The sequence below is a fragment of the Nitrospira sp. Vd2 genome (genome assembly GCF_979581665.1).
In genome coordinates, this window is sequence record NZ_CEFZSK010000021.1 from 1 (window position 1) to 22,549 (window position 22,549).

Sequence of the window (22,549 nt, forward strand, 5' to 3'; positions counted from 1 at the left end):
GCCATCAAGTTGACGTTGTCGGTGAGGTCCTTCCACGTCCCGCCGACGCCTTTCACGTACGCCTGCGCCCCCAACTTGCCCTCGGTGCCCACTTCGCGGGCGACGCGCGTGACCTCCGACGCGAAGGAGTTCAACTGGTCCACCATCACGTTGATCGTGTTCTTCAGCTCCAAAATCTCGCCGCGGACTTCGACGGTAATCTTCTTCGAGAGGTCGCCGTTCGCCACCGCCGTCGTCACCTGGGCGATGTTCCGCACCTGATTCGTGAGGTTGTACGCCATCAGGTTCACGTTGTCGGTGAGGTCTTTCCACGTACCGGCGACACCTTTGACCTGGGCCTGGCCACCGAGCTTGCCTTCGGTGCCGACCTCGCGCGCCACGCGGGTCACCTCCGAGGCGAACGAGTTCAACTGGTCCACCATGACGTTGACGATCTTCGATGCCCGTAAGAATTCGCCCTTCAATGGGACGCCGCCGATCTCGAGCGACATCGACTGGGTCAGATCGCCCTTGGCGACCGAACCGATGACTCGCGTCACCTCGGTGATTGGTTGGACCAGGTCGCCGATCAGCTCGTTGACGGATTCGACGCACGTCGCCCACGACCCCGAGACGGACCCAATCGACGCGCGCTGGGCCGTCTTGCCTTCCTTGCCGACGACCCGACGCAGCCGGACGAGTTCCTTCGTCAACCGTTCATTGTGTTCCATGACCTCGTTCAACGTGGATGCGATTTCGGCCTGGATCCCGCCGCGTCTGTGACTCCGCATCCGCACGCTGAAGTCGCCCTTGCGAAACGCGCGCAACGTCGCGAGCAGCATTTCCGCATCAACGGTTTCTTGTACCGGCATAAGTGTCCTCCGACTTCACGGTGGGTCCCGAAAACGGGTGTCAACACGTTAGACAATATTGTGGAATGGAACAGTCAGGTCCCCACGGTTATTTCTGTAGGACGACAGCCTACACCTCGGCCTGCATCTCATGCCACATCCCGACGAGCGCCTGCTGTAATTACTTACAGATGTTTTCCCTCTCACGTGCTACAAGCCGCTGTGCGGGATGAGCGATCAGCCAAATCGCAGAGTGAGCCGGAAGCGTGCTGTCCGGTCGCTCCAGCATCTCGTCGATTGAAGAGGACCCGATGACTGCAACTGTCGTAGCATGGTGGTTCCTGCTGTGGGCGCCCGGGGCATCGAGCCATCCGACGATTGTCGGCCCCTTCGACTCTGTCTCCGGCTGTGAAGCGGTGCGGACCTGGTCGATTCAGGCCACTCATGTGACCTCGCAGCCTGTCGCGATCTCGCCATGCTGGAGCGGACCGGTCCGGGCGGCGTCGGATTTCAGGCCGGACCTCAAATAACCTTCACAAGTCCCCCTGGGGCAGTCTCCCTGTGGTTGGATCAAGATGTCGTTGCTCGCTTGGGATGCCCTGTCCTCGCCCGGCACAGTTTGCCTTTGCCATCTGCTCGCCTGAATGCTGTCACGTTGCCTGACGATTCCCATCACCGCCTTCTTTTGCGGCTTTTGCTCGAGCTCGGATCGACCGAGCGCTGGCCCATACCTTGCTGCGGCTTGGGTGAGCTCAAACGAGGAGGTTGAGATGCGCTACATCCGGTTACTTCTTGGCCCTGGCCCTCTGGACATTGACGGCGTGCGCGAATCAAGAAAACCTTGCGAAGTCGGCCCGGATTACGATGCCGGAGGCCATTAAGACTGCAGAATCGTCAGTGCCGGGCGGGAAAGCCAAGGAGACTCATTTAGAAAGCGAGCATGGACGCACCGTGTACGAAGTTGAAATGGTCGACAGTGCCAACAATACCCGCACGGTATGGGTTGATGCCCAGACCGGACGGATCGTCAAGACCGACAAGTAATCCACTCACTTCACGAAGGGAAGGTTATTATGCTGACCTATGCGTTGATCTTCCTCGTGCTCGGCGTCATCGCTGGTGTACTGGGCATGAGCGGCATCGCTTCCGTGGCGACCCAAATCGCCTGGATTCTGTTCATTGTCGGGTTGATTCTGCTGGCCATCCACTTCGTCAGCGGCCGCCGCGTACCACCGCCCGCGTGAGGATCGGCCCTGTGATCTGCGAGGACAAGGACGTCCACGCGAGCACGAACGCCTCCCGCCAGCCGGGAGGCGTTCGTGTTTCCGCTCCCGCTCGCGGCCTCAGTCGGCATACACTTATTTCTACCTACCGCTTCGGAACTAGCGACAGCACTCATACCGGATTGGTACAGTGGGAGGCACGAACTCACGATGACCACGGCCACGCAAAGCAAGACCATTCTCATTGCCGAAGACCAGGACGTGCTTCGGAAACTCCTCGCGCTCGTTCTCACGCAACACGGCTATACCGTCTTGCAGGCGCTCAGCGGGGTCCACGCGTTGACGATCGCCGAGGAGTACGTGAACGAAATTCATTTGCTGATCACTGATATCGTCATGCCCGACCTTACGGGCCGGGAAGTGGCGCTTCAAATCTTGGAGCGGCGACCGGAGACCCAGGTCCTGTACATGTCCGGGCACGATAACCGGGTGCTGAAAGAAATTCCTCTTGATCCTCGCTTCGTCCTTCTCCGCAAACCGTTGGACCTCCACAGTCTCACGTTACAAGTCCAGTTACTCATCGGAAACTGACTCACCGCCGCTTTTTCGGGCGTCGTCCGTCCAACGCTTTGGCGGCGGCATAGTGACGGATCGCATCAACTTGCCGGCCTTCCTGCTCATACAGCCGAGCCAGATGATGGTGGGCGTCCTTGAAGTCCGGGGCACGCGCCACCGCCTGTCGGTACGCGGCCATCGCGTGCCGGACTTCCCCTCGCTCCTCGAGGAGCACGCCTAGATTGAATGAGGCGACGGCCGAATCTGCTTCATATTCCAGCGCCGCGCGATAGCACCGTTCCGCCTCCGCCAAGCGTCCCGCCTCATGGTGCAACAATCCGAGATTGATGTTGGCGTCGTTGAGGGACGGATCCCGCGCCAACGCTTCTTCGTACGCGTGGCGCGCTTCCTCCGGCGAGTCGGCATGGAGCTGCGTGGCGCGCTCGAGCCATTGCTCCGCGCTGAGCGTCGGCTCTGTCCTTCGGCCGTGCGACGGCCTGGTCCGAAGGGAGCGGGTCGGCGCAATCGATTGCGCTTCAAAGTTCAACAGAAACTGCCCGGAGTCCGGCTGCCACCGGCCTTGTCCGTCCCAGACAACGACACGCCGGCCGTCTGCGTAGATCTTTACGGTCGACAGCAGTTGATCGGGAGGGAGTTGTTGTTTCAGGGAGTGAAGGACGCGCCGGATGCGGGACACCGGGACGCCGGCGTCGCGCAGCCCTTTGGCCGTCTTGAGGAGGAGGAGGTCCTGGAATGAAAAGCGGCGCGGCCCTCGGGACCCGATTGTCTCGATCAAGGCCGCGCGACGAAACGTGTGCAGCGCCTGCCGGCTGACGTTCAAGATCCGGCAGGCATCATCCGCTGTAAACTCGGTCATTTCCGACCGGCATGCGCTCTCTTGGGCGCCGTCCGTTCGGCTCGTGCCGGAATCGGAGCGGCCTTCCGCTTCTTGTCTCCTTTTTCCAAACTGGCTCGCAACGCTTCCATCAGATCGACCACCTGCGCAGGCCGCTCCTTCGGCTGAATCGCGACCTCTTTCCCTTCGGCCTTTTCGTTGATCGCTTTCAGGACGCGTTCGCGATACTCGTCATGGAAGCCCTCGGGCCGAAACTCCGGCTCCGACAACTCCTCGATCAGACGCACCGCGAGGGTCAGCTCCTGCTCGGTGGTTGTCGCATGGCCCTTGTCGATATCGGCAAAGTCCCGCACCTCGTCGGCATAGTACATGCGGTGCAGGAGGAGGCCTCCACGGGCCGGCCGGATCAGCACGAGGTTCTCCTTGCCGCGCATGACGTACCTGGCCACCGCGACCTGCTGGGTCTTCTCCATCGCGCTCGTCAGGAGCTGGTACGGCTTTTCGCCGCGTTTGTCGGGACCCAGATAGTACGTATCCTCGAAGTAAATGGGATCGACGGACGCGAGCGGCACGAACTGGACGATGTCGATACTTTGCGAGGCGGCCGCCTCCAATTTGTCCAGCTCCTCTTGCGTCAGTCGGACGTATTGGCCTTTCGATACTTCATAGCCCTTCACCAACTCGTCACGCTCGACGACTCGCTCGCACACCGGGCAATAGAGTTGTTGTTTGATGCGACTGCCGCAGACGGCGTGAATTTGGTGAAAGTGGACGTCTTGCGGGCTCACAGCGGTGTACAGATTCACCGGAATGGTGACGAGCCCGAACGAGATCGCGGCGGATTGCAGCTTGCGCGGCATCGGGTCCCCAACGTGACGCTTCCACTCTAGGGATGCGCCGCGGTCGGCGGCAATCAGACGGAGCACTACGTGATTCGGGGAGGAGCGTGGAAACATGCTCGCCTCCTCCGGAGCGGCTAGGACGAAGGTCCAATTGTGTTTGGCACATCCCTCCGGCGATGATAAGGCCGTTCATTGGACCAGATCACACACGAGGCGTTGATGATTTCCGCACCGAGTCGAGGAGCCCGAGACCCACAGTGTTTTGCGCAGCAGCTTGCGGCGCTCGACGACGCAATGCCGCAGGCCGCCGACGATGTGCGGGACCTCCTGCTGAAGATTCGCGAGGCCGCTGTGCGGGTCCATGAGGCATTGGCCGCATTGCATGAGCCGGTCATCGCGTCGACACCCGGCATCCGGCCGGTGTGCTTTCAGTGTGGTCGCACGAACCTCGAGGTCCTCTACACCTCCAAGCGAGAGGGCTACCAGCTCTGTGAACACTGTTTCAGAGAATGGCGACAGCAGGGACGGGCACGCGAGATTGGCAGCGACAGCGAACACTCACATCAGCCGTGCGGAGCGGATTGGTAAGACCATGATGAGACGGGTTCAGAATTTCAGCAACCATCTGTCGGATGACGATCTCGAACAACTCTTGCCGACGCTCCTGCTCCATCTTGTCGATCGGTGCGGCGGTGAGGTAGTCCTCACGCCCAGCGATGTCCAGAAAACCGAATCCTCGCTGCACGGCAAGATGATCCAAATGCTCATTGGCACCGACATTCGCCTTCGCATCATCACCCGGCCCCCGGAGCTCCGAGGCGGGGCCGCGACGCTCTAACCCTCCCTCACTCCGTCCATGATCCGAGTGGTGAGGCGGCCAACCTGCTCGGCTTCTTTCGCCGTCCGCTCGCCGATTGTCCTGAAACCGGTGCCGACCCGTTATCGTGGGAGTTGCAAGAACGATTGCCAGTTCTGCTCTCGCTGCGCCTTGTCGGCAGACTGATGCTCGGCGCATTCGATACGAAGCAGCCGGTCCCCAAAAGGGGCGTCGACGAAGCTGCAGTGATGAGGCCGTTCCGCATCCTGGTGCGCATTGGGCTGGAAGAACCGGCAGGTCACGCACATCTTCGCGGTGGGGATGTCGCCTTTTTCCTGAAGATTCCGAATCATCTTGATGAGGGACCGCAAGAGGGCGATCTGCTCTTCGGGCGGAAGGGTTTGAGCCGCGGCTGAAATAAACTCCGGCCAGCTGGCCGCCGTGTCGGCTCGGCGCCGGCCCTTCGCCGTCAACCCGACATTGACGGACCGGCCGTCCACCGTCGACCGCGTGCGCTTGACCAAACCACGCAACGTCAAGGTCCGAATGACTTCGGAGGCGGTCGGCAGAGCCACGGCTAACTCTTCCGCAATGGCCGTGACGGAGGCCGTTTGCTTGGGTCGCAGACGCAAGACGGCAAGGGTCTGCGCTTGAAGCGGCGTGACGCGGCGAACGCCGGCTTCTTTCCACGCGCGGCTTCGAACAGCGAGCCCGATCTTCGTCAATCCCGTCGCCACCCGCTGCGCAACCGGTTCCGTCATCGTCTCCAAGACGTTCATGAACGACCCTCCCGGGATTTGTTTAGAAGGCAAAATACTCAACTCGGCAAAAATGCCGTATAGGGGGTTTTGCTGTCAAGCGTTTTGTGACACAGCGTGGAGGAACCTCAAGTTGACAACGCATCGTCTCCCGCCTATCATGCCGCCGTCGTCACGCAGCCTCCATGACCCTCCTCGAGCTCAAAGAATCCCTCCACGGCTGTCAACGCTGCAAGCTGGCCACGCTCGGCCGCAGCCAAGTCGTCTTTGGCGTCGGCAATCCACACGCCGAGATCATGTTTATCGGCGAAGGGCCGGGGTTTCACGAAGATCGTCAGGGGGAACCCTTCGTCGGGGCAGCCGGCAAGCTGCTGAATGAGTTACTGGGGTCGGCGGGACTCTCGCGGTCGGATATCTACATCGCAAACGTCGTGAAATGTCGACCGCCGAATAACCGGGACCCCGAGCCCGATGAAGTGGAGACGTGCAAGCCGTTCCTGCAGCAGCAGATCGAGATGATCAAGCCCAAGCTGCTCTGCACGTTGGGCCGGTGGGCGACGGAGACGATTCTCGAACGGAAGGTCGGCATCACGAAGATCCGCGGCACCATGATCCGGCACAAAGAGTGGAGCGTCTTTCCACTGTTGCATCCCGCCGCGGCCCTTCATCAAGGAAGTTTACTTGAACCGCTGCGCGAGGACTTTCAGAAACTCAAAGCGCTCCTTGCCAAGATCCGCCAGGGGTCTTCCCCCACACGCCCCGTCTCAGCCGACTCTCCTGCGCCTCAGAGTGTTCAGGCTCAAATGAGCTTGTTTTAGCGGCCACCGCCTGTTTCCTTGTGAAACCGAGGGGCGCGTCGTAGACGATCGCCCACCGAGACGCCTGTCACGCACCGGCAAGACTCGCGACAAGCATCCTTGGCCGGAATGATCGCTCCGCGAAGACTACAACTTATCTCAAATCATCTCTCTCCCAGCCGGAGCGGGGCAGTGGCGGCACTCGGACGGAGCGGAGTTGAAGCGGCGCGCGGCGGGCAGCGTCCGATCGGTCCACCCCGCTCTGTCTGCAAGCGGAGTCGTTGCCCACGCTCCGGCTGCTCTTAGGACGGAAACGATTTTGAGATAGGTTCTAGGATCGCGAATCGGGAGAGTGAGGAGGAGTCGACGAGGACGGGGCGGCCGCTGATTCTTCTCCCGGCTGGGCCTCTTCCGACTTCATGTCTTCCGGCTCTTCGAACCAGAGCACGAGCATGTCGTCCCACCAGGCTTCATCGACCTCGGGGCCGGGATCCTGAGTGAGACACTCCACGTCCTCCTTGGTAATCGAAGGCCCGACGACCGATGGATTGAACTTGGCGCGGCCGATCACTTCTTGAGTCGCATAGCCTCCGACGATCCACGAATCCGGATCCGCGCGCCGCGATTTGTACGCTTTCAGCGCGTGCTTCAGGTAGAGGAAGATTTGCCGCTGCGTCTCATCGGCGAGCCCGGACGCCGGCAGACTGAGCGTCTTTTCGATTTTCTTGCGCCAGTGCCGGTCGTTGTACCGCGACGTCAGCAACTGCAGCATCTTCTTTCCCCATTCACCGTCGAGCGGCATATGACCCTCTATTCCAAGGTGTCCCCGGTTCGGACAATATCCCGAAGTCCCGAGGCTTCCAACGAACGGGCGGCTCGCGCATGATCGCCGGTTGGGACCGAGATGAACAGGCCCGTGTATTCGCCGCTCAACAGTGATGTCGTCCGGAACGGTTGCAAGTCGATCGCGTAGTCGATCCCGGCTTCGGTCAAGCTTCGCTCGGCTGTTTCCGCATCGACGATATTGCCCGCGATGTAGACCAACTCGAGCGGCCCGTTCGGAATTTCTTCTGTCGGTCGTCGCATCTGATGACTCGCGGATTCCCCCACCGTTCGTCTATCCCAAGTGGCGTGTGAAGAAGGCGACCGCCCGCCCCCACGCGTCTTTCGCTTCGGCAGCCTTGTACACCTCTTTTCGCGTGTCGTTGAAGAAGGCATGTGCGGCGCCGGGATAGGTTTTGATCTCGCCGTCCTTGTTGTATTTCTTCAAAGCCGCCGCCAGACGTTGGACGTCGGCTTTGGTGATCCAGCCGTCTTCCTCACCGTAGATGTAGAGAATCGGACAGGCCAGGCGTTGCAGCGGCGTATCGGGATTGGGCACCTGACCGTAGAACACGACCGCCGCTTTGATGTCGCCGTTCACGCAGGGCAGCATGAGCGCATAGGAGCCGCCCATGCAAAAACCCGTTACCCCGATCTTGCCGCCATCAACCTCGAGTGCGGCTTTCAGATACGCAACGGTTGCCTGGAGGTCCTGTAATCCGTCCTGCTGCTGCAGCGTGTTCATCAGCCGGCCGGCCTCGTTGGCGTCCTTCGTCACCGGATGACCGAGCCGTGAATACAAATCGGGCGCGATCGCGACGAATCCTTCCTTCGCGTAGCGTCGGGTGATGTCTTTAATATGGTCGTTGAGGCCCCACCATTCCTGTACGATAACGACAGCCGGGCGGCGTTCCTTGACAGAAGGCGCGGCGACATACGCCCGCACCATCACGCCGTTACTTGGATACTCGACCATTCGCTCTTTCAGGTCCATAAGACGCAAACCCGTTCGAGTTCGAAGTTGAAGAATCGGATGTGAATGTCTTTTCCCTCGACTTCCCGAACCTCGAACGCCTTTCTTAATTCCCCGCGATCATCATTTCGCGAATTTTCACCGTCGGGCTGGCGATCCGGCCTCTGAACTCCAGATCGTTGCCGATCATCTCGATGTCGGCGTACATCTGTTTAAGGTTCCCCGCAATCGTGATCTCTTCCACCGGGTACGCCAGCTCACCGTTCTCGATCCAAAACCCTGCCGCTCCCCTCGAGTAGTCGCCGGTGACCATGTTGATGCCGAATCCGATCAACTCGGTGACGTAGAGGCCGCTCTTGACCGAGCGGATGATCTCAGCCAGCGTTCGGGCGCCGGGGACCAAATAAAAGTTCGTCGGTCCGACCGAGGGACTCTCTCCGACGCTCCGCGACGCGTTGCCGGTCGAAGGCAGTCCCAGCTTGCGGCCTGAGTAGCTGTCGAGCAGATAGCTTCGCAACACCCCGTGCTCAACGATCGTGTTCTTCCGCGTCGCCAGTCCTTCGCCGTCGAACGGTCGGGACCCGAGGCCACCCGGCATCCGACCATCATCGTAGATCGTCACGAAGTCGGGAAAGAGCGGCTTGCCCAGATGCCCGATCAGGAACGAGGCACCTTTATAGAGGGCGTAGCCGGAGATCGCGCTACAGAGGTTGCCGAGCAGGCTGCCGGCGGTTTCCTGATCGAAGATGACCGGCGCGCGTTGAGTCGCGATCTTTTTCGCGCCGAGGCGCCGGACGGTTCGGCGCGCGGCCTCGGCTCCCACCGACTCCGGAGTGGCCAGGCGGGCGTACTTCCGCTGCGTCGCGTACCAATAATCCCGCTGCATGCCTTCTGAATCGGAACCGGTCGCGATGGGAGACACCGAGAGGGAGAAACTGGAGCTCCGGTATTCTCCGACAAAGCCGTGACTGTTGGCGAGCAACACGCGCCCCGCTGCGGAGTTGAAGTCGGCCCCTTCCGAATTGGTGATTCTGGCGTCGGCCTTCAATGCCGCCTCCTCGGCGCGGCATGCCAGCGCGATCTGCGTATCCGTATCCAAATTCGTCGCGTCGAAGAGGTCCAGGTCCGGTACGTCCCGCGCCATTCCTTCGGAGCCGGGGAGACCGGACAGCTCATCGGCCGCGACGGCTGCGGCGAGCGAGCAGGTATCGGACACCAACTGCTCCAACGAGTCCTTGGAGAAGTCGGACGTTGAGGCGCTGGCCGACCGCTTTCCAAAAAAGACCCGAAGCCCCAGCCGTTTCTCCCGGGCCTTGGTGAGCCGATCGACTTTGGAAAGGCGCACCTGGACGGCAAACGTGTCGCCATCGGCCACGATCACGTCGGCTTCCGTCGCGCCGCGCTGTTTCACGCGGTCCAACAGGTTCACGGCAAGATCGGCTAGATTTGGCCCTTCTGGCATTCTTCCTCTTCTTCGAGAATGATCACCGTGCAAGGCCGGCGGCACAGAGCGAGGTCAGCGCGCCGTCCCTCCTACCGTGATCTCATCGACGCGGATGGTGGGAAGCCCGACACCGACCGGTACCGACTGACCATCCTTGCCGCACGTCCCGATCCCCTCGTCCAACTTCAAGTCGCGTCCGACCATCGACACGCGGGTCAAAATCTCGGGTCCGTTCCCGATCAGCGTGGCGCCCTTGACCGGCCGCGTGACCTTGCCGTCTTCGATCAAATACGCCTCGCTGGCGGAGAAGACGAACTTCCCATTGGTAATGTCGACCTGCCCCCCGCCGAACGAGACCGCATACAGCCCGCGCTGGACCGACCGGATGATCTCCTCGGGGTCCGACTCGCCGGCCAACATGAAGGTGTTTGTCATGCGAGGCAGTGGAATCGCCTGGAAGCTCTCTCGGCGCCCGTTCCCGGTCAACGGGATGCCCATCAACTTGGCGTTCAATCGGTCGGTAATGTAGCCTCGCAGGATGCCGCGTTCGATCAGCACCGTCCGGCTGCTCGGCGTCCCTTCGTCGTCGACGTTCAACGATCCGCGGCGGAATGGGATCGTGCCATCATCGACGATTGTGCAGACTTCCGAGGCGACACGCTTTCCGATCAGATTGGAGAAGGCCGAGGTCTTCTTGCGATTGAAGTCGGCTTCAAGCCCATGGCCGATGGCTTCATGCAGGAGAATGCCCGGCCAGCCCCCCGCGAGCACGACCGGCATGACGCCGGCCGGCGCGTCGATCGCGTTCAGGTTGACGATCGCCTGGCGGGCCGCCTCCCGAACGTAATGCAGATACCGGTCGTTGTCGAAATAGAACGAGAAGCCCACGCGACCGCCGCCGCCGAACGTCCCGACCTGGCGGTTTCCGTTCTCTTCGGCAATACAGGTGACGTTGAGCCGTGACAATGGCTGGACGTCGCTCACCATCAACCCTTCGCTCGTGGCGACGATGACGCGTTTATATTCGGTGTGGAAGGAGGCCATGACATTCTTGATCCGGTGGTCGTACTTGCGCGCTTCGGCGTCGATGCGATTCAGCAGCTCCACGCGTTCTGCCGTCGCGACGTCGAGCTGAATCGAATCGATCGGGTAGAGGTTCTGCGCGGGGGTGGCGCGATGCGTCACTGGAACGGGCCGATCGCCCTGGGGGCTGTTGGCAATGTATCGTGCCGTATCCGCCGCAATTTCCAGGTCACGGCGCGTCAGTTCGTCGGAGTAGGCGAAACCCGTCTTCTCCCCGGCCGTCGCGCGCACGCCGGCACCCTGGGAGACGCTCTTGACCGCGCGCTTGACGATGCCTTCCTCCATTGACACGGATTCGGTCATCGTGGACTCGAAATACAGATCGGCGTAGTCCACGTCCCGGACCTTGACCTTCCCGAGCGCATGCTGCACTTCCGATTCGGTCAGTCCGAACTGTGCGAGATCGACCAGATGTGTGGCTCCCATCCAAATGCCTCCTGAAGTCTGCCGAGTATATCCGATCCATTTTCGGGCAAGCAATGCAACGCGCGCCCGCCTCGGCCGATGGGTGTTCCTGCCGTTCTTCTGTCGGATAATCGGAATCGTTTGACATTCGAATAGTCGGTGATTAGACTAAGGGCACCTGCCGGTCTCTTCTAGACAACAGAACAAAGCCGTAAGGTACCCCTCTCGCGAATGACGAAAGGCGATTCAACGACTCTCGAACAGCTGACCGAACCGGAACTCCTCTCCCTACTCGACCCAGAGTCGCTTCCCAAACACATCGCCGTCATCATGGACGGCAACGGGCGCTGGGCGGAATTGCGGGGGTTGCCGCGCATCGCCGGGCACCAGGAAGGCATCAATTCGGTTCGCGAAATCATGAACGTCTGCGGCGAGCTCCGCATTCCTGCGCTGACGATCTACGCCTTTTCCCAGGAAAACTGGAAACGGCCGATGCCCGAGATCAACGCGCTGATGATGCTGCTGGAGCATTATCTGCAGACTGAAATGGAGACGTTGATCGAAAAGGGAGTCCGGTTCCGGGCGATCGGCCGCATCAATCTGCTCCCACAGTCCGCTTTGCATTGGGTCCGGAAAGCGGAGCGTGAGACCGCGCATCTCGACAAGCTGGCGTTGACAGTGGCGCTGAGCTATGGCGGCCGGTCGGAGATCGTCGACGTCGTCCGCCGACTCGCCCAGGACTGTAAAGACGGCATCCTGCCGATCGAGGCCGTCGACGAAAACGCCTTCGAGAGCTACCTGTCGACCCACGGCCTCCCCGATCCCGATCTGCTGATTCGGACGAGCGGCGAAGCCCGCATCAGCAACTTCCTGCTCTGGCAGGTCGCGTACACCGAGCTGTATTTCACGCCCACGCTCTGGCCCGACTTCCGGCGCCGCGATGCCCTCCTCGCGCTGCTCGATTATCAACGGCGCGAGCGGCGGTTCGGGCAGCTGACGAGCTTTCCCCGCGTGACTTGTGATTAGCCCCGTGGCGGGCGTCTCGGCGGTCTCCTCACGGCTCGATCCCCGGCGCGTCTATTCGGCCGTCGTCTTTGTTCCGCTCTTCTACCTCATCGTCCGTTATCTTCCGCCGACCGCCTTGTTCATCGTCGTCGCCGTCGCCGCTTCGCTCGCGCTGTTCGAATTGTATCGGCTGTACTACGGTTCGAGGTCCGCTACCGCGGCTATTGCACTCGCCGTCATCTTGGGACTCCTGGTCCTCGCAGCCTTTCAGTGGCCGGACATGATGCCTGCACCCGCCCTTGCCTGCGTTGCCGTCGGGGTCGTGCTCGTGTTTCATCTGGCCGCCGCGCATGATCTTTCGCGCAGCTTGACCGATGCGGCGGTCCTCACCTTCGGGTTGCTCTACATACCGGTCGCGATGGGACATCTCCTGCTGACGCGCGCGCTCCCCGATGGAGTCTTCCTTACCTTTTTCGTGATTCTTGTCACGTGGGCCGGCGATACCGGGGCCTATTACATCGGGATGCTGCTCGGCCGCACGCCATTGGCCCCTGTGATCAGCCCGAAGAAAACGGTGGAGGGGCTCATCGGTGGATGCGTGACGGCCATCATCATCGCGCTCCTCGGCCGCGCGTGGTTCCTCCCTTCCATCACGCTGTTAGATGCGGTCATTTCGGGATTGTTGTTGACCTTTGCCGGGCTTTTCGGCGATCTTTCGGAATCGATGTTCAAGCGTGCCGCTGGTCAGAAAGATTCGGGCGGGCTCATTCCCGGTCACGGCGGGATGCTCGATCGACTCGACAGCCTCCTCTTCACGGCCCCAGCCTTCTACTATTATGTCACTGTGATGAGGACGTCCCCCTAGCAAGAGACCACCAACTAACCAGGAAGCCGCATGAAACGGATCGTCATTCTCGGCTCGACCGGCTCCATCGGTACCAATACGCTGGACATCGTCTCGAAGTTTCCCGATCACTTTGCCGTGATCGGGCTGACGGCGGGCACGAACGATGAAAAGCTCGAAGCGCAGGTGCGGCTCTTCAAACCTCGGGTGGTCGCCGTATCTGATCGTGCCGCGGCTGATCGGCTGAGAGCCCGGATCCGAGGCATGAAGGTTGAGGTCCTCGACGGGCAGGAAGGAGTGGCCATAGTCGCAGCGTTGCCCGACTCCGACCTGGTCGTGTCGGCGATCGTGGGCGGCGCCGGCCTCGTCCCGACGCTTGCGTCCCTGCGCGCGGGGAAACACGTCGCGTTGGCGAATAAGGAGCCGATGGTGATGGCCGGTCAAATGATGCAGGCGGAGGCGCGTCAGCGGGGGGTCCGCATTCTCCCGGTCGACAGCGAGCACAGCGCGATTTTTCAATCGCTCGAAGGCCACCGAATGGAGGATGTGCGCCGCCTGATCCTCACTGCATCAGGGGGACCGTTGTGGGAGCTGCCCAAGAGCGAGTTGCGCGAGGTCAAGCCCGAGCGCGCGCTCAACCATCCGAATTGGAAGATGGGCGCGAAAATCACGATCGATTCCGCCACATTGATGAACAAAGGGTTGGAGGTCATCGAGGCGCGATGGCTGTTCGATGTGCCGGAATCGAAGATCGAGGTGCTGATCCATCGCGAAAGCATCGTCCATTCTCTGGTAGAATACTCGGATCGATCGATGATTGCGCAACTCGGACTCCCCGATATGCGGACGCCGATCTCGTATGCCATGAACTATCCCGCCCGCATGTCGCTCGATTTGCCGTCGCTCGATCTGGTCGCCATCGGCAAGCTGAGCTTCTACAGCCCCGATCATGACCGGTTCCCGTGCCTCAGGCTGGGCTATCAGGCCTTGAGGATCGGCGGGACGATGCCGGCGACGCTGAATGCGGCCAATGAAATCGCCGTGGCGGCCTATCTCAACGAGCAGATCGCGTTCACGGATATTGCGGATGTGATTCGGGGCACCATGGACGCCCATACACCGCACGGCCTTCAGCAATTGGAAGACTCCCTGGACGCCGATCGCTGGGCCCGCGAGAAGGCCGGGACCTTGGTTCGGGCCCTGGCGCCTTCGCCGGTACGCTGACTCGATGCCCCTGTGATGACCCTGTAAGGAGCAAGCAATGCCTGCTGTCTTTGCGCTCTCGCCTGATGCCATCTGGGTCTTCGGACAAAAAGTGTGGTGGTTCCTCCTGGTGCTGGGAGTGCTCGTCTCGTTCCATGAGCTGGGACATTTCCTCGCGGCCCGGTGGGTCGGCGTCAAGGTCCTCAAGTTTTCATTGGGCTTCGGTCCCAAACTGTTCGGCCGTCAGATCGGCGAGACCGAGTATCTCGTCTCGGCCGTCCCGCTCGGCGGGTATGTGAAGCTGTTCGGTGAAGAAGAAACGGACGCCCTCACGCCCGAAGAGAAGCGCCGCTCCTTCGCGCACCAACGGCTCCCCGGCAAATTCCTGATCGTCGCCGCCGGCCCGGGCTTCAACTTCTTGCTGACCTTTTTGATTTTTACCGGCTGGTTGTCGACGGGCTCGCCGCTGTTCATGCCGACGTTTCGCGAGCTCTCGCCCGACATCGAAGCGATTCGTCCCGGCTCGCCGGCCGAGCAGGCAGGCTTGCAAGTCGGGGACAAGGTCTTGCGCGTCAACGACAAGGACATCTCGGCCCGCAGTGAGCTGCAGGAAGCGATCGCCAAAAGCAATGGGAAACCGTTGACCCTCGATGTGCGGCGCGGGGATCAGGTGAAGACATTCGTCGTCACGCCCGCCGCGCTTCCCGGTCAAGAAGGCGCCAAAGAGGAGGCGATCTATGCGATTGGTGTCGAGGAGAATGCACCGATCATCACCGCCATCATGAGCGGTTCAGCTGCGATGAGTGCCGGCTTGGAGGAAGGCGATCGCGTGATCAGCATCGACGGCGAGGTGGTCCGGACCTGGTCCGAGATGGCCATGATCGTTCGCAACCACCCGAAGCAACCGCTGCAATTCGAAGTCGAACGCGACCGCCATCGCGTGCACCTCACCGTGACGCCGGCGGTTGAAAAAATCGAGATCGACGGGAAACCGACCGAAGTCGGCCGCATCGGAATTTCACGCCCCGGCGGGTTGATGATCCGCGCTCATAATTTGTTCGAAGCGCCGCTCCGCGGAGCCGAAGCGACGTGGGCGTTGACGGAACTGACCGTCGTCGGCATCTATAAGATGATCGCCGGCGAGATCTCGAGCAAGAATATCGGCGGGCCCCTGACCATTGCCAACATGGCGGGCGAAGTCGGTCAGCAGGGCCTCTCGAAGGTCATTTCGCTGATCGCCTTGCTCAGCATCAACCTCGGCGTCCTCAATCTGCTGCCGATCCCGATCCTCGACGGCGGGCATCTGCTGTTCTTCGGCATCGAGGCGGTCCTCCGCAAACCACTCGGCGACCGCCAGCGTGAGATCGCCCAACAGGTCGGTCTGTTCCTCCTCGTCGGCATCATGGTGTTTGCGTTGTGGAATGATATCGAACGGCTGATCTCACGGTAGCCGGATGCTGAAAAAGGCACTTCTCACCCGCCCATCCCGCGCCCGCCAAGACGTGCGCCTTCCCGGGCTTCGTTCTCGGCTCAAAAAAACCTCAACGTACCCAGAGGGGATGGAGCCTGTCTTAGCAGGGTCGGGGGCGGGTGGGTGAGAAACGAATACGCTTCCGGTTTTTTCTCGCCTGCGGCCTTGCCAGGGAAAGCGTACCTCTCGGGGTGCGCGCGGTTGGGTGGGTGTAGACATCAACCTTTTTGAGCATCCGGTTGAGCGATAGCGCTAACCTACTTCTTCCAATGAAAACCTCTCAACTGCTCATTCCGACCCTCCGTGAAGATCCCGGTGAGGCGGAGGTCGTGAGCCATCGGCTCATGCTTCGTGCCGGGATGATTCGGAAAACGGCGGCCGGCATCTACACGTACCTGCCGCTCGGCCTGCGGGTCATCAGAAAGATCGAGCAGATCGTGCGGGAAGAAATGAACCGGGCCGACGCTCAAGAAGTGCTGATGCCGATTGCGTCCCCGGCGGAACTCTGGCGCGAGACGGGCCGCTGGGACTACTACGGCAAGGAATTGTTCCGATTCAAGGACCGCCACGAGCGGGACTTCTGCCTCGGGCCGACCCATGAAGAAGTCATCACGGACCTGATCAGGCGCGAGGTGCGCTCCTACCGGCAGCTTCCGCTGAATTGCTATCAAATTCAGACGAAGTTTCGAGACGAGATCCGCCCGCGGTTCGGGTTGATGCGCGGACGCGAATTCATCATGAAAGACGCGTACAGCTTCGATGCGACCGAGGATGCCGCGCGCCTGAGCTATCAGAACATGTATGAGGCGTATCATCGTATCTTCCGGCGCTGTGGGCTGACGTTCGTCGCAGTTGAAGCCGACACGGGGTTGATCGGCGGCTCGTCGTCTCACGAATTCATGGTGCTGGCGGAGACCGGGGAAGAAACGGTGGTCTACACGGAAGACGGCAGTTATGCCGCCAACGTCGAGCGCGCGGAGTTGACGGCGCCCGCGGAGGTGCCACTGGAATCCCAGCGGCCATTGCAAAAGGTCGCCACGCCGGGCAAGAAAACCGTTGAGGACGTGACGACGTACTTGAAGGTGAAACCTGAGCGGCTCGTCAAAACGCTTTTGTACCAGACGCCGAAGGAAGCCGTCGCCGTGCTCATCCGCGGCGACCATGCCGCCAACGAGATCAAGATCAAGAAGCTGCTCGGTGCCACCGACCTCGAATTGGCTGATCCGGACACCGTTCAGCGCCTGACGGGGGCTCCCGTGGGGTTTGCCGGCCCGATCGGACTTCAGAACGTCAGAGTCCTCGCCGATTACGCCATCAAGGGCATGGCGAATTTCGTCGTGGGCGGGAACGAAGCCGATACGCACTACATCGACGCCAACTGGAATCGGGACTTCGTGGTGGAACGGTTTGCGGACCTCCGAAATGCCCAACTGGGCGATCCCTCGCCCCGGGGGGGAACGCCGCTCAAGACCGCCAAAGGCATCGAAGTGGGTCACGTGTTCATGCTGGGCACGAAATATAGCAAGGCAATGAACGCCACGTTCCTCGATCCTCAAGGTCAAGAACGCCTCGCGGTGATGGGCTGCTACGGAATTGGGGTGGGCCGCACGGCCGCCGCTGCGATCGAGCAGAACCACGATGCGAAAGGGATCATCTGGCCGATCCCGATCGCGCCGTTCCATGTCCACCTGTTGCCGTTAAGCCAGTCGGACGCCGTCACGAAGGCGGCCGGCGACACCTATGACGCGCTCAGCCAGGTTGGGATCGAGGTCCTGTGGGACGATCGAGACGAGCGGGCCGGGGTGAAATTCAACGATGCCGACCTGATCGGCATCCCCTTTCAGCTCGTGATCGGAGAAAAAGGGCTGGCCCAGGGGACGGTGGAATTGAAGGAGAGAAAGAGCGGCGCGGTGCGCAAGGTTGCGCCCCGCGCCGTTGTCGAAACGCTGACGCCCCTCCTCGAGGACGCCCGCAACAAATAGCTACGCCGACCGCTTCGGCGTCGCATGCTCCTTAAACTTCAGGCTGTCCACCAGGCCTTGACGCACCGCGTAGTGCGTCAGCTCCGCATTCTTCTGCATCTTCATCTTTTCAAGAATACGGGAGCGGTAGGTGCTGATGGTTTTCGGGCTCAGCGAGAGGGATTCGGCGATCTCGCCGACCGTCTTACCGATGGCGATGAGTCCGAGAACCTGATATTCCCGAGCGGACAGCCGCTCATGCGGGGGCGTGTTGGGATCCGTTTCCAGGTCGAACGCCAGTTTCTCAGCCAGCCCTGGACTGATGTACTTGCCACCGGTCACGACCTTCCGGATCGCGGCGATCAACTGGGCCGGGGCGCTTTCCTTCGTCAGGTAACCGGAGGCACCCGCTTTGAGCACGAGCACGCCGTACTGCTCCTCGGAATGCATGCTCAAGATCACGACGGGGATCGTGGGCCGTTCGCGCTTCAACGTCCGCAGCACATCGAGCCCGTTACCGTCCGGCATGGCGATGTCGAGTACGACCACATCAACCGGCTTCGTTCGCACGAGATCGAGCACCTGCTGACCAGTCGTGGCTTCGGCCACCACACTGATATCGGGAGTGTCGGAGAGCACCTGCTTCAACCCTTTCAGGACCACCGTGTGGTCGTCGGCGATCAATACGCGAATCATGAGATCCCCCACCGAAGGTTCGATTACGCAGGATACCGTGTGGCCGGGCATTTCGAAGTCGGAGAGGCACTAAGAAATTCGTAGGCTAAAGCCCTACGAACCAGCCGGTACCCTTCCCCTTGCAGCATCCCGCTATTCTACATAGATAGTTTCACCAGCTTGCGCTTTTAGAACCAATTCATTACTGTCCCGCGGCAAATGACAGCACGCCGGACAGCATACTACGAACTTTCCAGTTTTCGCGGCTCACGAGCGGCGGCTTCGCCCGCTCACTTCTACTAATTCAGAGATGAATTCAAATCCGCTTCAGCCGCTGCCACCGCAGCTGGCCGGACTCAACCTTCAACGTGAACTTGACGCCGACACGGCGGGGACGGACCGCGTCGTTCGTCGGTTGCCCGTCGAAGACCTGCGCGCGATCCTCGATATGGCGGCCGCCGGCCTCGAGGCGGACGGTTTTCGCGCCTCGGCGACGGCGCTGGTCACGACCCTTGCGATGGAGCTCCCTGCCGATCGCGTGAGCTTGGGCATCGTGCACGGTCACTCGATCCGCCTTCAAGCCTTGTCGCATACCACGGAGATCAATCACAAGACGCAAGTCAGCCAAGCGATCGTCGAGGCGATGGAAGAAGCCCTCGATCAGCAGCAGATGATTCAGTGCCCCTCTCCGCCCACCGCTCCGCCGTGCATTCTTCGCGCCCACCGTGAGCTCTCCTATCGGTTTGGGGCCTCCACCGTCTGCTCGATCCCGCTTCGAGCCGGCGACCGTATCATCGGTGTGATCACCATTGAGCGCACGCTGGATCGGCCGCTCAGCACTTCGGAAATTGCGCTTTGCGAAGCGGCGGCCTCGTTTGCGGGGCCCCTGCTCGACCTGAAACGAAAGGACGATCAATCCATCGTTGTCCGGTGCAAAGACCGTCTGGTCACACGCCTGAAACTCGTCGCCGGCCCCGGACATCTGGCCGCCAAAGCGATGACACTCGCCTGCATGGGGCTGATCGCGTTTCTCGCGCTCGCGACCGGAGATTTTCGCGTGACGAGCAAGGCCGTGCTCGAGGGGGAGATCCAACAAGCCGCGGTGGCGCCATTCGACGGGTATCTCGACAAATCGAGCGTGCGGGCCGGCGACCGGGTCCGCGCCGGTCAACTTCTGGCACGACTGCAAGACCGCGATGTCCAGCTCGAACGCCTCAAATGGCTGAGCCAGCAAGAGCAGCTGCGCAAGGAGCATCGTCAGGCGCTGGCCGACCGTGACGCTGCGAAGGTCGAAGTCCTGTCCGCTCAATTGAAGCAAGCGGATGCGGAACTGGCCCTGGCCGCCGAGAAATTGTCCCGCATGGAGATCAACGCGCCGTTCGACGCCGTCGTCGTCAGCGGCGACCTCAGTCAGCGGCTCGGCTCGCCGGTGAAGAAAGGCGAAACACTCTTCGAGCTTGCGCCCCTCGACACCTATCGCATTGCGCTCGAGGTCGACGAGCACGATATCTCCTATCTGGCGGTCGGCCAGCATGGACGCCTGGTCCTTACGGCCCTGCCGCACGACGCCTTCGATATGACGATCACCTCCGTCACGCCGGTCGCGACGGCCAAGGAGGGCCGAAATTACTTCCGCGCGGAAGGCCGCTTCGATACCGTTCCGTCACCCAACGTCAGGCCGGCCATGGAAGGCGTCGCCAAGGTATCGATCGACGAGCGGCGCTTGGGTTGGATTTGGCTGCACGACGCCGTCGATTGGGCCACGCTCACCCTCTGGGCTTGGTTGCCATAGCGCAATGGCAATCGATCTGTTCAGTCCCTCTTGGTATCGCGTCGCGGACCTCAAGCCGCGGCTCCGCACGCACGTCCACATCCACCGGCAACACCACCGCGACGGCCAATGCTACGTCATTCACGACCGGGTCACCGGCCGGTTCCACCGCGTGACGGCGGCCGCGTACGCGGTGATCGGCCTCATGGACGGCCGCCGCACCGTGCAGGAGATCTGGGACACCGCGACCGCACGCCTTGGTGACGACGCGCCCACGCAGCCCGACGTCGTGAGGTTGCTGGGGGAGCTTCATGCCGCGAACATTCTCATCGGGGATGCCGCACCCGATCTGGCCGATCTGTCTCGCCGCTTCATCACGCGGCGGCGGCGATCCCGGCTCGCCCGCTTTGCCAATCTCTTCAACTGGCGGCTCCCGCTCTATGATCCGGATCGGGCCCTCGAGCCGTGGGCCTCGAGGGTTCGCCCGCTCCTCGATTGGCGGGTCTTTGCGATCTGGCTGGCGATTGTCGTCACGGGTCTCGTGACCGCCGGTGTACACAGTTCCGCGTTGACGCACGATCTGGTCGATCAACTCCAGACGCCGCGGTCGCTGCTCGTCCTGTGGCTGTTGTTTCCCATCATCAAGCTCGCTCACGAGCTCGGCCACGCCTTGGTGACGAAAGCCTTTGGGGGCGAAGTTCATGAGCTGGGCATCACCTTGCTCGTCTTGACGCCCGTCCCTTACGTGGATGCGTCCTCGGCCTGGGCCTTCGCGAATAAATGGCAACGGATCGTGGTGGGCGCGGCCGGAATGATGGTGGAATTGGTCCTCGCCACGATTGCGCTCGCATTGTGGTGGAACACGCAACCCGGCCTCGTCCATACCGCGGCGTACCAGACGATGTTGATCGCCGGCGTCTCCACCATCCTCTTCAACGCGAATCCCCTGCTGCGCTTCGACGGCTACTACATGTTGATGGATGTCCTCGGCATCCCGAACCTCCGGCAACGTGCGACCCGTTACGTCGCCTACATCTTGGAGCGATACATTTGTCGGGCCAAAGATGTCGACGTGCCACGGACGGGACCCGGCGAACGGCGGTGGCTCGTGCTGTACGGTGTCTCGTCGGCCATCTATCGCGTCGTGGTCGTGCTGGCGATCGTCTTTTTTCTCGGCAGCTGGTTCCCGCTGTTGGGCCTGATCTTCGGCTTGTTCGCCTTGGGCGGGTTGATCGCCGTGCCGCTGGTCCGAGCGCTCAAGTTTCTCGCCACGAGCCCACGGCTGGACGGCATCCGACTTCGCGCCACCGCCACTGTCGCGGGGATCGTCGGCTCTCTCGCCTGTCTCCTGGCCTTGATTCCCGTTCCCTATCAATCGGTGGCGCAAGGCATCGTGCGTCTTCCCGAGGAAACGTTCGTCCGCGCCGGCATGGACGGCTTCGTCCAGACGATTGTCGTGAGACCCGGGACAGCGGTGCGCACGGGCGATGTCCTCTTGATCTGCCGCAATCCCGAACTCGAGACGGAATTGGCGGTCCTCGACGCGAAGGTGCAGGAAGTGGAGGCGCGACGACGCGCGCATGAGCCGACCGATCGCGTGAAGGCCGCGCTGGTCGAGGACGAGTTGCGGTACACGAAACAGGACCGGGACCGGGTCCGCGAGCGCGTCGCGGAGCTGACCATTCGCAGCCGGCGGGACGGAATCTTCGTCGCGCCCCTGTCGGTCGATTGGCCGGGCCGCTTTTTTCAACGGGGTGAATTGCTCGGCCATGTCGTCGATCCTCACAGCATTACCGTCGAAGGTCTCGTGCCGCAGGAAGAGATCGACCTGGTGCGACACGAGATTGATCACGCCGAGGTGCGATTGGCTGAACGGTTGAGCGACCCGCTTCCGGCCCGGTTGACCCGTGTCGTGCCGGCCGCAAGCAAAGATGTGCCCAGCGCGGCGTTGACCACTGAAGGCGGCGGCAATGTCCCGGTCGAAGAAACCGAGCACGACCGCGTGCAGGCGGCGCAGCGGCTTTTCCAAGTCGATCTCGCGGTGGCGAACGGATCAGCGATCTTGAATGCGGGGGGCCGCGCCTATATTCGTTTCACCTTCCATCCGCAGCCGCTTGCGGTCCAATGGATACGACAAGCACGCCAACTCTTCCTGTCGAGGCTCCATGTCTAGGTTCTTGGCGCGACAGGGACCACGGGTTGAACAACCATTGG

At 61.4% G+C, this 22,549-nt stretch carries 24 protein-coding genes; 14 read left to right on the forward strand and 10 right to left on the reverse strand.

Annotated elements, in window-relative coordinates; translation table 11 throughout:
* Positions 1-851, reverse strand: an 851-nt coding sequence (locus AC1U7K_RS09350; RefSeq protein ID WP_480250909.1) for a HAMP domain-containing protein, incomplete at its 3' end; no start/stop codon positions are given.
* Between the two features lie 290 nt (positions 852-1,141).
* Here AC1U7K_RS09350 and AC1U7K_RS09355 point away from each other — a divergent pair.
* The 4 genes from AC1U7K_RS09355 to AC1U7K_RS09370 all read left to right on the forward strand — a co-directional run bounded on the left by AC1U7K_RS09355 (position 1,142) and on the right by AC1U7K_RS09370 (position 2,644).
* Entirely contained in the window at positions 1,142-1,360 is a 219-nt protein-coding gene (locus AC1U7K_RS09355) for a hypothetical protein (protein ID WP_480250910.1), read from the forward strand.
* Between the two features lie 235 nt (positions 1,361-1,595).
* Positions 1,596-1,874, forward strand: coding sequence for a PepSY domain-containing protein (locus AC1U7K_RS09360; protein WP_480250912.1), 279 nt, complete (start codon positions 1,596-1,598; stop codon positions 1,872-1,874).
* Between the two features lie 29 nt (positions 1,875-1,903).
* Positions 1,904-2,074 (forward strand): DUF1328 domain-containing protein, encoded by a 171-nt coding sequence (locus tag AC1U7K_RS09365; RefSeq protein ID WP_480250913.1) that lies wholly within the window; start codon positions 1,904-1,906, stop codon positions 2,072-2,074.
* A 189-nt stretch (positions 2,075-2,263) separates the two neighbouring features.
* Positions 2,264-2,644, forward strand: a complete 381-nt coding sequence (locus tag AC1U7K_RS09370; RefSeq protein ID WP_480250914.1) for a response regulator — start codon at positions 2,264-2,266, stop codon at positions 2,642-2,644.
* 1 nt (position 2,645) lies between these two features.
* Here AC1U7K_RS09370 and AC1U7K_RS09375 read toward each other — a convergent pair whose 3' ends face one another.
* Both AC1U7K_RS09375 and ku read right to left on the reverse strand, forming a co-directional pair.
* The gene (locus AC1U7K_RS09375; RefSeq protein WP_480250915.1) at positions 2,646-3,485 is read right to left on the reverse strand and encodes a tetratricopeptide repeat protein; all 840 of its coding nucleotides are present in this window, start codon (positions 3,483-3,485) and stop codon (positions 2,646-2,648) included.
* A complete protein-coding gene (gene ku / locus AC1U7K_RS09380; protein ID WP_480250917.1) occupies positions 3,482-4,420 on the reverse strand; it encodes a non-homologous end joining protein Ku in 939 nt (312 codons plus the stop codon). Before ku ends, AC1U7K_RS09375 begins: the two co-directional genes overlap by 4 nt.
* A gap of 105 nt (positions 4,421-4,525) precedes the next feature.
* On the opposite strand from ku, the gene AC1U7K_RS09385 reads away from it, so the two are divergent.
* The gene (locus AC1U7K_RS09385; RefSeq protein WP_480250918.1) at positions 4,526-4,894 is read left to right on the forward strand and encodes a hypothetical protein; all 369 of its coding nucleotides are present in this window, start codon (positions 4,526-4,528) and stop codon (positions 4,892-4,894) included.
* 4 nt (positions 4,895-4,898) lie between these two features.
* Entirely contained in the window at positions 4,899-5,144 is a 246-nt protein-coding gene (locus AC1U7K_RS09390) for a hypothetical protein (RefSeq protein WP_480250920.1), read from the forward strand.
* A 101-nt stretch (positions 5,145-5,245) separates the two neighbouring features.
* Here AC1U7K_RS09390 and AC1U7K_RS09395 read toward each other — a convergent pair whose 3' ends face one another.
* Positions 5,246-5,902, reverse strand: coding sequence for a MarR family winged helix-turn-helix transcriptional regulator (locus AC1U7K_RS09395; protein WP_480250922.1), 657 nt, complete (start codon positions 5,900-5,902; stop codon positions 5,246-5,248).
* A gap of 164 nt (positions 5,903-6,066) precedes the next feature.
* Here AC1U7K_RS09395 and AC1U7K_RS09400 point away from each other — a divergent pair, with 164 nt between their 5' ends.
* Complete coding sequence (locus AC1U7K_RS09400; RefSeq protein ID WP_480250923.1) at positions 6,067-6,699, forward strand: uracil-DNA glycosylase; 633 nt, start codon at positions 6,067-6,069, stop codon at positions 6,697-6,699.
* A gap of 310 nt (positions 6,700-7,009) precedes the next feature.
* On the opposite strand, the gene AC1U7K_RS09405 is transcribed toward AC1U7K_RS09400, so the two are convergent.
* The 5 genes from AC1U7K_RS09405 to tldD all read right to left on the reverse strand — a co-directional run bounded on the left by AC1U7K_RS09405 (position 7,010) and on the right by tldD (position 11,426).
* Complete coding sequence (locus AC1U7K_RS09405; RefSeq protein WP_480250924.1) at positions 7,010-7,480, reverse strand: hypothetical protein; 471 nt, start codon at positions 7,478-7,480, stop codon at positions 7,010-7,012.
* An 8-nt stretch (positions 7,481-7,488) separates the two neighbouring features.
* Positions 7,489-7,764: a hypothetical protein gene (locus AC1U7K_RS09410; protein ID WP_480250925.1), complete on the reverse strand. Its 276-nt coding sequence runs from the start codon at positions 7,762-7,764 to the stop codon at positions 7,489-7,491.
* Between the two features lie 31 nt (positions 7,765-7,795).
* On the reverse strand, positions 7,796-8,476 hold the full coding sequence (locus AC1U7K_RS09415) for a dienelactone hydrolase family protein (RefSeq protein WP_480250926.1): 681 nt from the start codon (positions 8,474-8,476) through the stop codon (positions 7,796-7,798).
* Positions 8,477-8,579: 103 nt separating this feature from the next.
* Entirely contained in the window at positions 8,580-9,935 is a 1,356-nt protein-coding gene (locus tag AC1U7K_RS09420) for a TldD/PmbA family protein (RefSeq protein WP_480250927.1), read from the reverse strand.
* Positions 9,936-9,989: 54 nt separating this feature from the next.
* On the reverse strand, positions 9,990-11,426 hold the full coding sequence (gene tldD / locus AC1U7K_RS09425) for a metalloprotease TldD (RefSeq protein ID WP_480250929.1): 1,437 nt from the start codon (positions 11,424-11,426) through the stop codon (positions 9,990-9,992).
* Between the two features lie 210 nt (positions 11,427-11,636).
* On the opposite strand from tldD, the gene AC1U7K_RS09430 reads away from it, so the two are divergent.
* The 5 genes from AC1U7K_RS09430 to AC1U7K_RS09450 all read left to right on the forward strand — a co-directional run bounded on the left by AC1U7K_RS09430 (position 11,637) and on the right by AC1U7K_RS09450 (position 17,910).
* Positions 11,637-12,431, forward strand: coding sequence for an isoprenyl transferase (locus AC1U7K_RS09430; RefSeq protein WP_480250930.1), 795 nt, complete (start codon positions 11,637-11,639; stop codon positions 12,429-12,431).
* The gene (locus tag AC1U7K_RS09435) at positions 12,424-13,275 is read left to right on the forward strand and encodes a phosphatidate cytidylyltransferase (protein WP_480250931.1); all 852 of its coding nucleotides are present in this window, start codon (positions 12,424-12,426) and stop codon (positions 13,273-13,275) included. The genes AC1U7K_RS09430 and AC1U7K_RS09435 overlap by 8 nt, the downstream gene beginning before the upstream one ends.
* A 30-nt stretch (positions 13,276-13,305) precedes the next feature.
* On the forward strand, positions 13,306-14,478 hold the full coding sequence (locus AC1U7K_RS09440) for a 1-deoxy-D-xylulose-5-phosphate reductoisomerase (RefSeq protein WP_480250933.1): 1,173 nt from the start codon (positions 13,306-13,308) through the stop codon (positions 14,476-14,478).
* Between the two features lie 37 nt (positions 14,479-14,515).
* Entirely contained in the window at positions 14,516-15,907 is a 1,392-nt protein-coding gene (rseP, locus tag AC1U7K_RS09445; RefSeq protein WP_480250934.1) for an RIP metalloprotease RseP, read from the forward strand.
* Positions 15,908-16,197: 290 nt separating this feature from the next.
* Positions 16,198-17,910 carry a proline--tRNA ligase gene (locus AC1U7K_RS09450; protein ID WP_480250935.1) on the forward strand — a complete coding sequence of 571 codons (1,713 nt, stop codon included), beginning with the start codon at positions 16,198-16,200 and terminating at the stop codon, positions 17,908-17,910.
* Here the strand turns inward: AC1U7K_RS09450 and AC1U7K_RS09455 are convergent, their stop codons facing one another.
* On the reverse strand, positions 17,911-18,585 hold the full coding sequence (locus AC1U7K_RS09455) for a response regulator (RefSeq protein ID WP_480250936.1): 675 nt from the start codon (positions 18,583-18,585) through the stop codon (positions 17,911-17,913).
* 289 nt (positions 18,586-18,874) lie between these two features.
* Between AC1U7K_RS09455 and AC1U7K_RS09460 the strand changes: the two genes are divergently transcribed.
* Positions 18,875-20,356 carry a GAF domain-containing protein gene (locus AC1U7K_RS09460; RefSeq protein WP_480250938.1) on the forward strand — a complete coding sequence of 494 codons (1,482 nt, stop codon included), beginning with the start codon at positions 18,875-18,877 and terminating at the stop codon, positions 20,354-20,356.
* 4 nt (positions 20,357-20,360) lie between these two features.
* Positions 20,361-22,508, forward strand: a complete 2,148-nt coding sequence (locus AC1U7K_RS09465) for a PqqD family peptide modification chaperone (protein ID WP_480250939.1) — start codon at positions 20,361-20,363, stop codon at positions 22,506-22,508.
* Positions 22,509-22,549: the final 41 nt, after the last annotated feature.

What these genes read in the sequence shown, in the direction of transcription:
- AC1U7K_RS09370 (WP_480250914.1), top strand. Translation starts at nt 2,264, where the DNA reads ATGACCACGGCCACGCAAAGCAAGACCATTCTCATTGCCGAAGACCAG.
- AC1U7K_RS09465 (WP_480250939.1), top strand. Translation starts at nt 20,361, where the DNA reads ATGGCAATCGATCTGTTCAGTCCCTCTTGGTATCGCGTCGCGGACCTC.
- AC1U7K_RS09355 (WP_480250910.1), top strand. Translation starts at nt 1,142, where the DNA reads ATGACTGCAACTGTCGTAGCATGGTGGTTCCTGCTGTGGGCGCCCGGG.
- AC1U7K_RS09375 (WP_480250915.1), bottom strand. Translation starts at nt 3,485, where the DNA reads ATGACCGAGTTTACAGCGGATGATGCCTGCCGGATCTTGAACGTCAGC.
- AC1U7K_RS09405 (WP_480250924.1), bottom strand. Translation starts at nt 7,480, where the DNA reads ATGCCGCTCGACGGTGAATGGGGAAAGAAGATGCTGCAGTTGCTGACG.
- AC1U7K_RS09365 (WP_480250913.1), top strand. Translation starts at nt 1,904, where the DNA reads ATGCTGACCTATGCGTTGATCTTCCTCGTGCTCGGCGTCATCGCTGGT.
- AC1U7K_RS09385 (WP_480250918.1), top strand. Translation starts at nt 4,526, where the DNA reads ATGATTTCCGCACCGAGTCGAGGAGCCCGAGACCCACAGTGTTTTGCG.
- ku (WP_480250917.1), bottom strand. Translation starts at nt 4,420, where the DNA reads ATGTTTCCACGCTCCTCCCCGAATCACGTAGTGCTCCGTCTGATTGCC.
- AC1U7K_RS09390 (WP_480250920.1), top strand. Translation starts at nt 4,899, where the DNA reads ATGATGAGACGGGTTCAGAATTTCAGCAACCATCTGTCGGATGACGAT.
- AC1U7K_RS09400 (WP_480250923.1), top strand. Translation starts at nt 6,067, where the DNA reads ATGACCCTCCTCGAGCTCAAAGAATCCCTCCACGGCTGTCAACGCTGC.
- AC1U7K_RS09460 (WP_480250938.1), top strand. Translation starts at nt 18,875, where the DNA reads ATGAATTCAAATCCGCTTCAGCCGCTGCCACCGCAGCTGGCCGGACTC.
- tldD (WP_480250929.1), bottom strand. Translation starts at nt 11,426, where the DNA reads ATGGGAGCCACACATCTGGTCGATCTCGCACAGTTCGGACTGACCGAA.
- AC1U7K_RS09415 (WP_480250926.1), bottom strand. Translation starts at nt 8,476, where the DNA reads ATGGTCGAGTATCCAAGTAACGGCGTGATGGTGCGGGCGTATGTCGCC.
- AC1U7K_RS09410 (WP_480250925.1), bottom strand. Translation starts at nt 7,764, where the DNA reads ATGCGACGACCGACAGAAGAAATTCCGAACGGGCCGCTCGAGTTGGTC.
- AC1U7K_RS09455 (WP_480250936.1), bottom strand. Translation starts at nt 18,585, where the DNA reads ATGATTCGCGTATTGATCGCCGACGACCACACGGTGGTCCTGAAAGGG.
- AC1U7K_RS09420 (WP_480250927.1), bottom strand. Translation starts at nt 9,935, where the DNA reads ATGCCAGAAGGGCCAAATCTAGCCGATCTTGCCGTGAACCTGTTGGAC.
- AC1U7K_RS09430 (WP_480250930.1), top strand. Translation starts at nt 11,637, where the DNA reads ATGACGAAAGGCGATTCAACGACTCTCGAACAGCTGACCGAACCGGAA.
- rseP (WP_480250934.1), top strand. Translation starts at nt 14,516, where the DNA reads ATGCCTGCTGTCTTTGCGCTCTCGCCTGATGCCATCTGGGTCTTCGGA.
- AC1U7K_RS09440 (WP_480250933.1), top strand. Translation starts at nt 13,306, where the DNA reads ATGAAACGGATCGTCATTCTCGGCTCGACCGGCTCCATCGGTACCAAT.
- AC1U7K_RS09450 (WP_480250935.1), top strand. Translation starts at nt 16,198, where the DNA reads ATGAAAACCTCTCAACTGCTCATTCCGACCCTCCGTGAAGATCCCGGT.
- AC1U7K_RS09395 (WP_480250922.1), bottom strand. Translation starts at nt 5,902, where the DNA reads ATGAACGTCTTGGAGACGATGACGGAACCGGTTGCGCAGCGGGTGGCG.